At 40.8% G+C, this 15,668-nt stretch carries 10 protein-coding genes; 8 read left to right on the top strand and 2 right to left on the bottom strand.

What is annotated here, in order from left to right; genetic code table 11:
- Window positions 1-38: 38 nt before the first annotated feature.
- From ACR63N_RS06900 to ACR63N_RS06875, 6 genes are all read left to right on the top strand, one after another.
- On the top strand, window positions 39-401 hold the full coding sequence (locus tag ACR63N_RS06900) for a LysR family transcriptional regulator (protein ID WP_367105945.1): 363 nt from the start codon (window positions 39-41) through the stop codon (window positions 399-401).
- Complete coding sequence (locus ACR63N_RS06895) at window positions 380-940, top strand: substrate binding domain-containing protein (RefSeq protein WP_472782659.1); 561 nt, start codon at window positions 380-382, stop codon at window positions 938-940. The genes ACR63N_RS06900 and ACR63N_RS06895 overlap by 22 nt, the downstream gene beginning before the upstream one ends.
- A gap of 62 nt (window positions 941-1,002) precedes the next feature.
- Complete coding sequence (locus ACR63N_RS06890; protein ID WP_367105947.1) at window positions 1,003-1,467, top strand: MarR family winged helix-turn-helix transcriptional regulator; 465 nt, start codon at window positions 1,003-1,005, stop codon at window positions 1,465-1,467.
- Window positions 1,468-1,484: 17 nt separating this feature from the next.
- Window positions 1,485-2,291 (top strand): siderophore-interacting protein, encoded by an 807-nt coding sequence (locus ACR63N_RS06885; protein ID WP_367105948.1) that lies wholly within the window; start codon window positions 1,485-1,487, stop codon window positions 2,289-2,291.
- Window positions 2,292-2,572: 281 nt separating this feature from the next.
- The gene (locus ACR63N_RS06880) at window positions 2,573-3,127 is read left to right on the top strand and encodes a carboxymuconolactone decarboxylase family protein (RefSeq protein ID WP_472782658.1); all 555 of its coding nucleotides are present in this window, start codon (window positions 2,573-2,575) and stop codon (window positions 3,125-3,127) included.
- Between the two features lie 66 nt (window positions 3,128-3,193).
- Window positions 3,194-3,862: a DsbA family oxidoreductase gene (locus tag ACR63N_RS06875; RefSeq protein WP_472782657.1), complete on the top strand. Its 669-nt coding sequence runs from the start codon at window positions 3,194-3,196 to the stop codon at window positions 3,860-3,862.
- Window positions 3,863-3,962: 100 nt separating this feature from the next.
- On the opposite strand, the gene ACR63N_RS06870 is transcribed toward ACR63N_RS06875, so the two are convergent.
- The gene (locus ACR63N_RS06870) at window positions 3,963-4,571 is read right to left on the bottom strand and encodes a TetR/AcrR family transcriptional regulator (RefSeq protein ID WP_472782656.1); all 609 of its coding nucleotides are present in this window, start codon (window positions 4,569-4,571) and stop codon (window positions 3,963-3,965) included.
- A 161-nt stretch (window positions 4,572-4,732) separates the two neighbouring features.
- On the opposite strand from ACR63N_RS06870, the gene ACR63N_RS06865 reads away from it, so the two are divergent.
- Both ACR63N_RS06865 and ACR63N_RS06860 read left to right on the top strand, forming a co-directional pair.
- Window positions 4,733-5,428, top strand: coding sequence for a haloacid dehalogenase type II (locus tag ACR63N_RS06865; RefSeq protein ID WP_472782655.1), 696 nt, complete (start codon window positions 4,733-4,735; stop codon window positions 5,426-5,428).
- Window positions 5,429-5,550: 122 nt separating this feature from the next.
- The gene (locus ACR63N_RS06860; RefSeq protein ID WP_472782654.1) at window positions 5,551-6,090 is read left to right on the top strand and encodes a peroxiredoxin-like family protein; all 540 of its coding nucleotides are present in this window, start codon (window positions 5,551-5,553) and stop codon (window positions 6,088-6,090) included.
- Window positions 6,091-6,412: 322 nt separating this feature from the next.
- On the opposite strand, the gene ACR63N_RS06855 is transcribed toward ACR63N_RS06860, so the two are convergent.
- The gene (locus tag ACR63N_RS06855; protein WP_472782653.1) at window positions 6,413-15,631 is read right to left on the bottom strand and encodes a ribosomal protein L7/L12; all 9,219 of its coding nucleotides are present in this window, start codon (window positions 15,629-15,631) and stop codon (window positions 6,413-6,415) included.
- Window positions 15,632-15,668: the final 37 nt, after the last annotated feature.

The raw sequence follows: 15,668 nt of genomic DNA, 5'->3' as shown, positions 1-15,668 counted from the left end.
AGATATTCCCATTTTAAATATCTCAACAAGATGAAATCATGAAAAACCTACAAGATTTACGTATTTTTATAGAGACAGCACGGATGGGCAGCTTGTCTGCATGTGCGCGTCATATGGACCTCTCGCCAGCAGTAGTAAGTGCCTCTATTAAACGCTTAGAAAATGATATCGATACCGTATTATTTATTCGCTCGACACGCAAGCTACGCTTAACCAGCAAGGGTGAACAGTTTTTGCAACACTGTAAGGATGCGCTGGGAATTTTGGATAATGCTTATGCGGGACTGCATGATAATAATGCTGAGCTAACCGGTACGATAAGGTTGTCAGCGCCTTCAGATTTAGGGCGCAACTGGGTGCTACCTTGCTTGATACGTTTATGGATACTCATCCTAAAGTGAGTTTGCAGTTGCATGTCTCTGATGGTCATGTGGATTTATATGGACAGCAGATTGACTTGGCACTGCGTTATGGAATCCCGAAAGACTCTTCATTGGTAGCATTGCCCATCGTTTTGGACAATCGTCCCGTGCTTTGTGCCGCGCCAGAATATTTAGCTCAATATGGCGAACCAAAGACACCAAAAGATTTGACTGAGCATAATTGTCTCTGTCTTGGCCACAATGATAAATACTTTAGCGATTGGACGTTTGAGCGAGAAAGTAAGCAAATCAATGTTGCAGTATCGGGCAATCGACGTAGCAAAGATGGTGATGTAGTCAGACGCTGGGCAATATTGGGGCATGGCTTAGCGCTAAAGTCACGGTTAGATGTCGCAGCTGATATAAAAACAGGCCGACTGCTTGAGATTGAGTTAGATGGCTGGCAAGTTGCCCCCTATCCGCTCTATTTGATTTGTCCTGAAAGACGGTTAATTGATCCACTATTTAACGCAGTAAAGGAATATTTAATCGAATGTGTACAGAGTATTTCACATTAAAGGTTGACACTATCAACCTTATTTAATATAGTTGCTAATATCAACTATATTAAGGAGCTTTTATGCTCGAGCCTGACACCTCCCTTAGTGAAACCTTACATCAATTAATGCATACCTATACTAATCTACTGCTCGAAGGCATTCGCCAGCAAAAGCTTGATTTATCCGTGACTCACATTAGAACTCTAAAAGGTGTGTGTCATGATTCAAAGAGTACAGCACACTCTATTGCTCAACGCATGCAGCGTGATAAAGCCCAAATTACGCGGGCGTTGAATGACTTGGTCACAGCAGAACTCATTTTTAAGACAGACAATCCGCTTGATGGTCGTAGTCAACTACTACAGCCCACTACCAAAGGTAAGCAAGCGATGGTCAAGCTTCAGGCAGCAGAGAGATGGGTCGTAGATCAGTTTACTCAAAATGTAGACAGTGATGACCTAGCATTATTTTTGAATATTAGTCGTAATATGATAAAAAGTGCAGCACTCTCTGATGACACAACAGATGGCGCTAGCCGCCACTAAATTAAAGAATAACAGGTATGAACGACCTTACAATCGACACAATCAGTCCAAGACCAGTACGAGAAGTAATGACCGTTACAGATAAACAGATCATTACCCCGCACTACATCCGTATTTATCTATCAGGGCAGCCAGATACCATCGATAACATTGCTACTATGACTGTTGGCGCAAACAATAAAATACTAATACCGAAAGATAAAACCCAACCACTTGATATAGATGACGTTGAAAACCTTACTAAGCGTACCTATACCCACCGCGGCGTAGATGTTGAAAAACAACATATCTGGATTGATTTTGTCGCACATGGTGATGAGGCTCCCGCCTCAAACTGGGTGTCTCATGCTCAAGTTGGTGATGAACTCGCTGTGCTAATGGCACCGAAAAACAAACCGCTCTATCCTGCAGCAGATCACTTTTTATTGGTTGGCGATGCGACTGCTATACCTGTGCTTGGCGCCATACTGGAAAGTTTGCCTGACACCGCTACAGGTCAATGTATCATCGAAGTTCATGATAAAGAAGACCAGCAAGACTTACTAACCTCAGCCAATATCAAGATGATGTGGCTACACAATCCTGATCCTATTCAAGGCAGTCAGTTAGCCAATAGCGTCAAATCCCTTACCCTACCAACGATAGAACAAAGACGTTTTGCTTTTGTTGCTGGTGAGTTCTCATCAGTTAAAGCCATCCGTCACTATTTAAAAAAAGAGCTCGACTGGTCAAAAGATGAGCTATACGCTTTTTCTTATTGGAAATCAGGTATTGCTGAAGACAAATCTGCTAAAGACCGCTTGGCAGAAAAAAATACTGAATAGAAAAGCACTCAATAGAAAGGTACTCAATAGAAAAGTACTGGGTTCATAAGCTAATTGATTCGTCACTTAATTGATTTGTAACTATAATTGAGCAATCACTCATTTAAGTTTGAACGTTCGCTCAAAATCATTTATAGTAGTTGCAGTTGATTTACGTAGGCAAGCATCATCTATAAATTTGAGCAATCGCTCAAATATAATATTATGTCTATAGTAGATTGGGCTAGCTTACTTTAATAACCATTAAATAATTAACTAACAACCATAATAAGGGTTTTTACATGACTGAATTTACTTTACATGACAAACAGAGCGCACCAGCAGATAGCAAAGAGCTGCTTGATATTTCTATCAATGCTTTCGGCATGGTTCCAAATCTACATGCGGTAATGGCCGAAGCACCGGGCTTACTTGAAGGTTATCAACGTCTACATCAATTGTTTTTAGACAGTAGCTTCGATGATGAAGAAGTTACCGTTGTATGGCAAACCATCAACGTTGAGCACGCTTGTCATTACTGCGTGCCTGCGCATACTGGCATTGCCAAAAGTATGAAAGTAGATGACGCGATTACCGAAGCGTTACGTAATGAGACCCCACTACCGACTGATAAGTTAGAAGCGCTACGTGACTTTACGCTTTCTGTCGTCCGTAATCGTGGTAACGTTAATGATGACGCCGTACAAACATTTTTGGATGCAGGCTTCACCAAGCGCCAGATTTTAGAAGTCGTCCTTGCTGCCGCGCAAAAAGTGATGAGTAACTACACCAACCATTTGGCCAACACGCCAATCGATAAGCCTTTCCAAAAGTTCGAATGGCACAAGGCTGACTAATTACCTAGGCTAACACGCAGAAGTTTTGTGAGTTAAAATTATAAACAATAGCTAACGAGAGGTCATATGGAACATTTAAAGCAGTTATCATCAGAGCAGCCACTGCGCATAGATATTGTATCGGACGTGGTCTGCCCTTGGTGTGTCATCGGCTATCGCCAACTGGCACAAGCGCTTGAGCAAACCAATACCAAGCATGAAATTCACTGGCATCCGTTTGAGTTAAATCCTGATATGCCAAGCGAAGGTCAGAACTTGCGTGAGCATATCACTGAGAAGTACGGCTCAAGCAGAGAAGAATCTGATGCTAGCCGTACAAGAATGACTGAGGCTGGTCGCGAGGTTGGCTTTGATTTTAATTTCACCGAAGAGACTCGCACCTATAATACCTTTGATTTGCATCAGCTGCTGCACTGGGCAGATCAGCAAGGTCGCATGCACGACCTAAAGCAAGCCTTGTTCGCCGCTCACTTTACTAATGGTCGTAATATCTCTGATAAAGAAGTGCTGGCAGATATTGCAGCAGAGATTGGGCTAGATCGTAGCGAAGCGGTAGCAGTATTAAAGGATCAGCGCTTTGCAGAAGAAGTACGTCAAGCCCAACAACAGTGGCGTCAGCAAGGTATTCAAAGCGTGCCCTCTGTTATCTTTAACCAAAAACACATGGTTAGTGGTGCACAAGGGGTTGAGAACTTCAAAAGTATCTTGCAGCAATTAGCAGATATGCCGAAATAAAGCTTTAGTCCATAATACGAATAAGTTTCTGTATTGATATAAGCGTTAATATTCATGGTTCTAGCCAAATACTCACAAGGCGCGCTTATTAAGACTACGCTTAGTTAACGGACTCATTATTACGTAAGCTCTCTATCGATAACGCCATGTCCTCTGCCAGCTGATGCACCGTTTGGCTTTCGACATCACGCTGAGCAAAAGCACGCAAACCCATGACCTCTGCCTGCAAGCGACGTGCCAGCCTGTTCGCGTCAAGCGTATCGTCCAGCTCACCTAGACGCTGCGCCTCTATAAAACATTCGGCAAAACGCGCCTCCATGCTAGCCAATAGTTTTTCGACTTTATCTAAGGCTAATTGTTCACGTGCGCCAAGCTCAAGTAAGCTTTTGACCAGCATACAAGCTTGACTAGGCAAGTCTTTATCGCGGATACCGCCAAGCTGGCGTATAAAAGCGGCTAATCCCAATAATGGCGACTGATGATTGGACAGTATACGTTCAAGCTCAGTTAAAGAGGATTGTGCGTAATAATCCAGTGCTTCTTGAAACAAGCCATCTTTACTACCGAATGCGGCATAAATGCTACCTGGACGCATGTCGAGTGCTTTTTCTAAATCTTTTAAAGACGTTGCATGAAAACCCTTTTGCCAAAAAAGCTGTAAAGCTCGTTCTAAAGATTCTTGTCGGTTGTAAAGTGCGGTGCGTGACATGTCTAATCCTAATACTCAGTATGTGCAGAGCTGCTATTAAATACAGCAAAATTTAGAAAATAAAATTAATTTGAGTGATTGCTCAATTTTATCTTGTACAACCTTTCAAGTCTAGTTAAAGTTAGACTGTACTAATAGCAACAACTAAAAAAGGATCTTTTATGTCTTCTAACCAATCACCCTCAATTATCGTCTTTGATGTCAATGAGACGCTACTCGACATTACCACTCTTGAACCATTATTTGCTCGCCTGTTCGGTGACAAGCACATGTTAAGGGAATGGTTTGCTCAATTGGTGCTTTACTCGCAGACCATGACTTTGTCAGGACTTTATACGCCTTTTGGTGAGCTTGGCGTCGGTGCGTTACAGATGACAGCTGATATCCATGAAGTAACGCTGACAGATGACGATATCGATGAGTTAAAAGAGCGCATGAGCAAAATGCCTGCTCATCCTGATGCAATACCAGCCTTGACCAAACTACGTGACGCAGGGTTTCGACTGGTGACGCTGACCAACTCAGCACCCAGCGCCGCCCCTACACCGCTAGAGAAGGCTGGCTTAAGCGCATTTTTTGAGCAGTCTTTTAGCGTTGAGCAGGTTGCAAAGTTCAAACCTGCGCCTGAGACGTATCAGATGGTAGCTAATGAGCTGGCTGTTGAAATGTCAGATTTGTGCCTAGTGGCTTGTCATCTTTGGGATACGATTGGCGCGCAAGCTGCTGGCTGCCAAGGGGCATTTCTCAAGCGTCCTTATAATGCTATGTTGCCCGCCTCCAACGTACCAACACCAGACTTTATGGCCTCAGATCTGGTTACGCTGAGCGATAAGATTATTGACAAGTATCAAAACTAATAGGGACTTACGGCAAATTTATTCGCTAAAAATACTCGTTATTTTACCAAGCGTTAAAACTTAATTTAATCATTAGGTCTTTAACGTAAATCACTTCAACACAAACTTCAAAGGATAGAACTATGCAATCAAATAACCCTCAAAAACTTAAGGCCGGCAGTCAATTCCCTGACATGCAAGTACAAATGCTTGGTGGCGAAATGACAACCTTAGGCAAACCTGAAAACGACCATGATTGGAAATTGGTAGTGGTTTATCGCGGTAAGCATTGCCCGATCTGTACTAAATACCTCAATCAGTTAGAAAAAGTTAAATCCTCATTTGCTGATGCAGGCGTAGATATCCTAGCTATATCAGGCGATAGCAAACAGCAGTTGCAAGAGCATTTAAAAGAGCTAGAGGATATCAACTTCCCGATGGCTTATGGCTTAACCGTTGAGCAGATGAATGAGCTTGGGCTGTATATCTCTAACCCACGTTCAGAAAAAGAGACCGATCATCCTTTTGCAGAGCCTGGGGTATTCATTATTAACGCTAAAGGCGAGATTCAAATCATTGATATCTCAAACGCTCCATTTGCTAGACCTGAGCTTGAAATGCTTGCCAACGGTTTATCATTTATTCGAGAAAATGATTATCCTATTCGTGGTACGCATGGTTAAATATTGTTTTATTTAATATAAAACTTCATGGATACAGGTAGTTAGATGTACACATTTAAAAAATAATATTATTATGAATAAAAGGGGTTTTAGATACCCTTATTGAGATACGTGCTCAACTACCTGACTTAAGATTGACATTTGAAAACGCTCAGAACCTTTGACTCGCATGTGGCTAGCCTACTTAGTATGATTTTGCTTCACATTATCTAATAGCTAACGATAGCGAAAAGGGCGAATTGAGCATGCACTACCTCAACAAAAGCTTAAGGAATGCTAATACTGTATTGCCGCTCCATAGAAAACCTTTTCTGAAGCTATATTACACGAGGTAATTAGGTAGCTCACCCTCACAAGTTAAAACCAGCAAAATATCAATAATTTTCTCATCTTCAAATAGCTGCTTAACAATGGATTCATTAGGAAATTCCAATGTCCATTTCCCTTCTGGTACTCTACCACCTATTGAAATCCAGCCTCCTCCATTACGAATCACTCCATCAGTCGGTAATGCAGCTACACCTCCTGAGGTATTGCCATCTTGGATGAAATCGAGCTTAGCTTTATCGAATTTAGCGGGTAGGTCATCTTCAGCAATAATATACATCAATACATTAGTAATACTTAACTCTTTAACGTTAGAGGGAAAATCAGCCAATGTGGTTTCAAAACTCACGATCATTGGCGTATCAGTCTGTTCTGGGTTATGCAGATCATACCATGCATCGGAGAATTCCTGACGGAAGCTAAAAGCTCTATCGAAGCTAATGTATGGGTCAAGCTCTCGTTGTACTTGTTGCTGGTAGTTTCTATCATGCAAAGCAGTATATTCAACAGTGAATAACACATCAGCAATGGTATTGAAGTCCATTGGGTTGGAGGCTTTTGGTAAGCGGAATTCCCATCTAGTATCCACACCGTTGCCTTCAAAGGGAAATAGCATTTCAGGATTGGGATTTAATTCAAAGACACCTGATGCACCAATAGGGTTGGTAAAGGCTATCGACTCAGGATCACGGCGAATAGCAACAGTCTGGAATACATCGCCTGCTATCACTACGCGAGATATTCCACTAGAAGTCAAGGTAGCACTGATCCCTTGCACAGGAGGAACTAGCGCAACTACTGATACTCTAACTTGTTTGATCAGACGTAGATACTGCCCAGGAAAACGTCGGTCAAAAACTTTACCTGATGTATCAAAATTTAAGATACCCGTTTGTTTAAACTGCTGGAAGGCAAAAGGGTCAATTTGTGATAATGAAAAACTAATACTGAGTTGTTGTTTGCGCTGGTCTGTGGTAAAAGCATATTGATCAAGCTTGGTAATGTCTCTCAATAATCTTGCCGAACCTGTCAGCCCTCGTCTATCAGCCGTAGCAGAGTCACCGCTTGCCGAATCATTACTATCATAATTGGGCAATTCATAATAGTCGTCTTTAATAACACCGAATAAAGGCTCTTGCCTTTCAAATGCCAGCTGTATTTCAGCTAGCTTTGACATAGCAGCCGCCTGCTGCAGATAGTAGCGGAAGATACTCTGTAATACACCGCTCATCCAGTTATAAAGTTCTACATTAGCGAATTTCTCTTGTAAGAAAACAACGGTATCGCTGGCTTGTTCCGACTGAATTTCGGCTATAGCTTGCTCTTGTTCGGTAATCTGAACACGGTCATTGGCTAGTTTAATTTGTTGATTACCTATCTCTAAATCTTGTTCTGCCAGTTGATGCTGTAGTTGGTATTCGCGATTGCGTAGTGCAATACTGATTGATTGTGAAAGTGTGTTTATTTTAAATTGGCTTGTTGCTAGCACGCTTTGGCTAACCGTTTCAGCATATATTGGAATGATAGCCGCAGCAGCTGCTGCTGAGGCAGGGACACCTCCTGTTGCACCACCTGCAGCAGCGGTAACAGCAAGACCAGCTATATGTGATGCATAATTTGCAAAGGCAGAAAGGATTTGCGCATCCTGATGAAACTTATACTGATCGAGTAGTTGCTTTTCCAAATCAAGCATATCTTCGCTCGACCATTCAGCATACGTTTCAGATAAAATAGAAGTCCGCTCTAGCTGCAACTCAGCCAAGCCAAGACCATTCTCTGACTCACGCACACGTAATTTTTGTAATTTTACGCCTTCTTTTGATAACTCGACATCCTGCCGCGCTTTAATTAAAGTGTATTTTTCTTGGTCTAGTGATTGCAGAGTACTAAAGAATGAAGATTCCGTCTGCTGTGCTAAGTGAGTCAATTGCTTTGCACGATCAACCAGTACTGGATAACGGTATTGTGTTGGTCTGATTCTCGTCACGCCTGCCAGATTTATCTGCCCTCCAGCCCCCATACTTGGCAATGCACTCTCTACGTCTATCGGCGCTGAGTATGGCTCAAGCTCACGCTGCATTCCCGCAATATTCATACAATTACGGATTTTAAATAAATTAAGCTTGGCTCTTAGCAAGAGAAATTTAACTGTTGGGTTATTAGGGATGCAGAACTCATAAGATAAGCGCGGGGAATATCCTATTACTATTTCGCTAAAATCAGCTATCTCAACCGTTTCATCTCCAGCACTATCGTTATCTGTTATATTTGAGTTTGAGCTGGCTAATCTTGACAGTAAGCGTCCAGTGTTAGCTAAGCTAGTCGACAACCTCAAATTAGAAAGTAGTGTTTGGCTAAAATTTTGTTTGGTTAGCAAAGACTTAGTTATAATCTCTGTGGCAGTTAAGGATGCTTTTCGCTCGCCCAACGCCATTTGTATGACCTCTAAAGCATTAGCCAATCTTTTTTCTTCAGAGAAGTTGCTGTTTAGCTTATTACGCACTTCTACCAATGTGTTTTTTAATACCTGTGTTGAATTAAGCTCGCCCAGCCTTGATTTAAGATACTCGTAATAAGGCTGCAAAGTTGTATCTTCGGCCGTATATTTGAGCGATTCAATTAATGCTAAGCAATTATTTTCAGGCTGAACAGGCAGTTCTGACTCGATTAATTCTAATGCAGTATTATAGAGGTTTCTAGCTCGCGCTACGCTTTCGCTGGTATCATAGGTAAACTCAGCGTCTGCATAATCAAGCAAGCAGCGGATAATATTTTGGATAGTAAACAACGTATATTTATTAGTACGATATATACTATGTGGGTTGAGAGGGTCTTTAAACCAGTCTTCAGGTTGTCCATAGCTTGATACTGAAAAAGCTTCGTTACTTAAAATGTAAGTGAGCCTTCGCTCGCGTCCAGACAGCTGGAAGTCAAACACAGACCGAAACCATAGTAAAGATTCTAAATAAAGCTGTTTTTCGTATAATGATAAAGCTATTTGCAGAGGCAAAAAGAAGTAGGCTTCTTTCAAATAGTTATTATATCGACCATGACTCGTAATATCATGAGATGAATGTGTGACTTCTGGGTTGTTTCGATGAAAACTTTCAATATAGTAGATTCTGGTTAAGTCCTCCATTTTATCCCTACTAACGATTTCAGGCAAATCCTTAGGATCACCCCTCAAACTAATTAGACGTGTAGCGGTTTCATCCAGATCTTGACTGCTTCCTCTACTAAAATCTATATGAAAATTTCCGGTATATGCGCTATGGTTAGGCGTTTTAATCTCAATTGAAGAGTAAGCTAGAGTTGTAAGATCATATATTGAATAAGGATTAGCAATTGCGAAATGAATATTTTCTCCTAAACGTTTGAGAACTTCCGATTTGCGTGTTTCGAAGCGATAAGTTCTCGAGTCAAACTCTACGGTGACAAGGGTTGAGCTATCGCCTATTTTAAATATGGTAAGTACAAATGTATATCTTGAAGAATTTTTTTCTTGATTTTTGACGAATGAGCATACGGGGATATTTTTTCCACTATTCCTGTTTATATGATGAGGAATTGAAGAATAAAAACAGTAAAAGTTGGTTCCCTCTCTTGCCACTGAGTCCAAAACAAATTGTATGCTGTAATACTCCCCCTCATTATTGGAAACAAGGATATTTATTCGCTCTTGTATCGAAGTTCTTTTAATGACTTGTGCTGAATATAGATCAATAAAGGCAGGAAAAAACGTGAGTTGAGAACTAGCAGAAGGTCTACTATGTATCTTTGGAGTATCCTGTGTAAGAGCACCAAATGAGTCTATTCCCTGTACTTGTTTTAACTCTTGATGAGACCATTGTTTTCCACGTAAACTGGAAAGATACAATCTAAACTTGCTTTTTATTATCAATGTGGGCTTTGAGCCATCATCTTGTACAAGGATAACTGAATCATAGTTTTTTTCTGGAAATTCAATTGAACTTGCCTCGGATAAAAACCTGTAGTTATCTGCATCAAAGGTAAGATAAATAATTTTCTTAATATCAGAATCTTGTTCGTAAGCTTCAAAAAATACATAAACATCACGAGTAACCGCCGTTCTACTAGCATATAACGAAGATGCACCAATTAACTTAACGATATTAATATTTTCAGGAATGGGAATCGTGTGCCAAAAAGATTGGGTATGATTATTTACTTCATATTTATTCAACGATGACCAGTAATATTTTTTTGTATGACCGCCTTGAGCAAAAACGAAAAATAATTTACTAATCTTACCTTGTTTGTCACTACATTTATCTTCGTCAGATTCTCTTACCATCGCATCACAAGTAGCGAGTGGTTTTATAGAAACCAAATCCTTAATATAGTCTGAATAAGCCGTAGTTTGATTGCAAATATTTTCAGAAGAAACATCTGATTTTAGACTTTCCGTTATACTGCTAAATAAAGGCGTTTTATCGCGTCGTAACGACGGATACAAAATCTGCTCAGGATAAAGAAACACACCCATAGACGCTTTCCATGTGGCATAAGAACCCATCCATTTCCATTCTTGTTCAAACTGCTTTGAGCTTAGTTTCAGCTCAACATCCGTGATATCAATCTTGCCTGACCTAATTGAGAATACTAAGGTTTGCAAGACTTCCAGCGCCATGCTGACACGGGTGGTCATCTGGCAGCCACTTTGTTGCAAGTCTATAAGAAAGCGCTTGGTGAGCTTTTCTGCTTTAATATTAAATGCATCATTGCTGTCATCGACAATCTCAATTAAGGCATCTCTTAATGCAGGAAGCGTTTGTTCTTCTACCTCAGAAACCATAGACTTAAGACTAGATGCAAGCACCTCTTGTTGATCAATCCTTGCTTTTAGCGTTCTATACCACTCGCGTTGTCTACGTGTATCAATACGCCATTTTTGTGCCTCTTGTTGCGTTGTGAATGTAGGACGCTGGGTAGTATATTTAAAAAACTCAGGGCTCAGTGACAGTTTATTACTCTCTTCTTCTCTCCATGTGGCAAACTGTTTTATTTTCCAGATTTGCAAAAGAATGGCATACATATTTTCACGTGTACCAGCTAATACTTTAAATCCTTTTTCTACACGTTTAGCAATATCTAGTAGAAACAAGTAAGCCTCTCTTGCCAGCGCTATTTGCTGTAGCCGGCTTGTGATAGAAACTCCTTTTTCTTCGAGTTGACTAAGTGCTATCAGGTCTTGATGAGAGATACCTAAATATTTTTCTTCACTAAATAAATCTTCTATAGCATCTGGCTTAATGACATCATCGGTAACATTGCCGCCTTGTTCTATACTGTCACGGATAGTATTTAGTTCTATATCAATTAGCTTTGTACGTGAGCGCCAAGTATCATAAGCAAAGTTGCCAATGACAGGCTTAAGTAACACATCACCAGAGATCACATCAGGGTCAATTAATGGCGGCGTACTCGCCTGCTTTAATGTTTGTTGCCATTGCTGTCTTTGTGTCTGGCTTGCCCGCCATCTTGGTAAGCGCGCTTTGAGCAATTGCCAATATGGCAAGCTGGCTTCTTCTAGCAGCCAATCACTATATAAGAAATTAAACTTATAGGCGGAAACTAGAGCGGCAGATAGATTACTTTGAATCGTATCTGACAATGCTTGATCTGTATCATTCAAAATCAAACTGGCAGACACTAATGATACAAAGCTTTCTTGATTTAGATTTAACGCTAAAATTTCTGCTTTTGCATCTGCCTGTTCAGTTTGATCCAGACTGTTCAGTTTGGTATTGATGTCTTCAATATCAGGTACTGAACCAAAGGCATCACTCATAATGGTGTCTAATCGATCTACCATTTTTGATTTTAAAATATCAGCGTATTCTTTTTGTTTCTGATTTAATTGTATTCGGCGCTCATCCCATAATGCGCGTGCAGTGAGACCAAACTTGTCGTCTGGCAGCTGTTTTGGTTCAATGTTTTCAGGGTCGAGCAGTGGTTTTTCACTTTCCAAAAATAGCGACCATTCACCTTCTTGCGGTTCCGTCAAAGAAGGCCAAAATGTCGTCATACTCAAGCTTATATTAGCCTCTTCTAACATCCAGCTATTATAAGCGGCTCTTTTTACACTCTTAACAATTATATTGGTAGCACTGGTTGAATAGGTTTGCCATTCTTCCTCATTGTATTCTTTACCTGCTTTTACATCGGTTGCGAATCTTGCCAGCTCAGTTAACGCCTCAACGCTTAAATGTCTTTCGCTGAGCCATTGAATAAACGTTGTATTTTCGATAATTTTTGCGTCGTTTGCCAATAGCGCTTGCTGAGCAATCAAATCATCAAGCGTCGTGGACATAGCAATTTCTGCAATAGCAGTCGCTAGACCATTGGGTTTATTGGAATCAGAAATAACCTTGCCATGAATACGGGCGATCTGTTCATCAAGCCACTCACGCCTCGTTTTCCAAAGCTTAAAAGCAGTATTTAGCTCGTCAGGATGACGAAAATCATCAGGCCCAATCACATCAGGATCAATAATCGGTGTGTGTTGTGACAACGGACTTTCAGGAAAATCCATTTCTTTCCATTGTTTTTTTAGATGCTCTAATCGCCAGTCATAAAGCTCGGGGCGTTTTTGCTTGGCTTTTAAAAATCTTAATGGATCAAGTAAGCGTACCCGTGGAATATCTATATCAATGTATGTTTCCATATAAGCTGGCAAACCAAAAATCCGCTCTAAATTATGCTCTGATAACGCATTAGCTAAAATTTGGTGGGCACCCGATTGCAGCTGTAATTCTTGCACATACTTAGAGTCAATACCTAGACGATTGGCAATGGCTTCGATATCGGCATCTGATGATGCTCTATCAAGGTCAAACTGGGAAGTACCTATAGCTCTAAGCAGCGACTGGTAGGCTGCTTGACGATATCTGGCAACGCGTTCGTCTGTAATCACAAAATTCAATTGAGAGGTATCTATAGCAGCAAGGAGTACTTCGCAAGCAATTCTAACTTGTCTTAACTGGGTTTTTGTTGCTGCACAATTGATTGGCAGCTTGGATAGAGGTTGATGAAAGTTATCCACCAAAAAGTCAAGCGTAATGGCAGTGCCGCTTGCTTGCGTGACGTTCGAAGTTACATAGCCTATCAAATCAGTTAGATATGCACCTGGACTTAGTGCCGATACGCAGTCTTCACATTGGCAGCTTAAGGCTGAATCTGGTTGAAGCTCTTCTGAGTTATTCGTACCAGCTGTTTTAATATCAAGGTAGAGGTTATTCAATTGAAAACTTAGATAGCTTGCTTGTGCATGCTGTATCTCAGGCGGGACAAAACTTTCTTCACCTATTACTGATACGAACTGCTCTACAGGGGTATCGGCAATGGTAATAAAATGCGTAAAGCCTTTTTGAATCAAAAACTGGTTTTGTTGAATCTGTTCTGCAGGCTTTAAGTCAGTAGAGAGCAAAGACAAATCAACCTGTGCTTGTAGTTGTTTGACCTCGTCACTTGCACGCAGTGTTTCTGGTAATTCTTTTAAATTTTCAAGATTCCCAAGCTTACGCAGCTCAGCGATATTGGTCAGATTGTTTTTTTTCAAAAAGATAGTTAAGTCATTGGAAAACGTTATGGGTAATGCCGTTAGCTGTAGCGCTTCGCCGGGCTCTGCTGGAATAGGTACGGTTATTTTTATTGTGATAGCTTCTTTTTGCTCTACTGTCAAGCTTACTTCTTGCTTATCAAGCTCATCACCATTAGAGGCTTCAATATTTAAAACCAATGAAAGCGTTGAAAGTGTTGACTCTGGAGGCAATGCATAAGTGAGGATGAACTCACCCTGCCCATTAGTGATGCTGCCTTGCAAATTCAGCGAGCGGTCTTCGTCAAGAGGTTGAGCATTTATTAAAAAACCTACCAGTGGTTCAGCGCTTATTGCATCTATTAACACTCCTTTTACTTCATGTGGTAGCCAATGGTCTTTTTCTTGTTGTGTTTTTTCGTCACGTAAACGTTGCAGTTGACTTAATATTAAGTCAATTTGCTCTGCTAACCATGCTGGAATAATAATTTTTGCTATTGCCTGCTTTAATGCCTCTATTAGATATTTATCAGATTGTTCCAGTAACGTATCTAAATTTAAAGTTGGCTGTTCAGTAGTCTCGTCGCGCACAAGCCCAAACTCCATACGCGCCCAGCCATAAAAGGCAGCTGCAGGTATATTCGTTTCGTGAGATAGCTTTGCACTCTGGACTATAAAGTGAATGCTATTAGAACCAGTAGGAAACTCATCTAAGAATTCATTTATTTCCGTTTCATTAATCAAAAAGCTAATATCTTGCAAAGATAGATCTGCTAGTATTGCACCATCTAAGGCAGGGCTTAAAAATACTTCAAGACGCTCATACTCTGAGGCTTTAACAGCTGCCGATTCTTCTATCTGTAGGTCAATATCCATCTTTTTAGGACTATTAAAGAAGATATCTGGTTCATCTTTTGTTTTTAGAGCTAGCTCTACACCGACTTCGTTAAACACTCGTAACAATAGATCGGCATTGTTTTTTTCACTACGAGAAAATTGCTCTTGTGTGTAAGTAATTGCGTATTCACCATTTGCCAAGGTGGAGGCTTCCCCTAGATATTGCTCACTGCGCAAGTCCTTATCGTAGGCTTGAACTAGCACGCCGCTGGCAGGCTCTCCATTAGCAAGACTGACTTTACCTGTTACCAAGTAATTATCATCTTTGGCGGGTTTAGGTTTCTTAGGGTCTTCACCATTGTCAGAGCCTGACATAGCTTCAATAACCACGGTAGCGCCGACACTGGACAGCTTTTGATGGACTTCAGCGGCAGATAGTTTATCTAAATTTTCTTTGACGACGCCGTTGTTCTCAACCAGTGCTTTGACTTCTTTTAAGCCCAGTCCAGTAATATCTCTGACTTGTTTTATGACTTGTAGTTTTTGCTCACCAAAAGAAATCAAACGAACCCTGAATAATTCTAGGATTGTATTGCTAAGCTCTATAGAAACAGTTGCTCCTGCTTCACGTAACTTAGTGGCAAATACATCGGCCGCCTGTTCGTTTAAGCCACCTAAGACAAAGCCACCCTCATCTAGTAGTTGACCGACCTTATTAGCAGAGTCTGGTCCCAGCATCACCTTTAAAACGTCGGTGACAGGTTTTTGTGCCAGTAATGACACTCGATTGATAGATACATCAAATAAATTAGCCATAGTCCCAATCCTTTGGTTATGTTTAATTACATTTGTT

It is taken from the genome of Psychrobacter sp. M4 (assembly GCF_055699795.1).
Note: the sequence above shows the minus strand (reverse complement) of the source record. Positions and strands in the feature narration are given on the sequence as shown.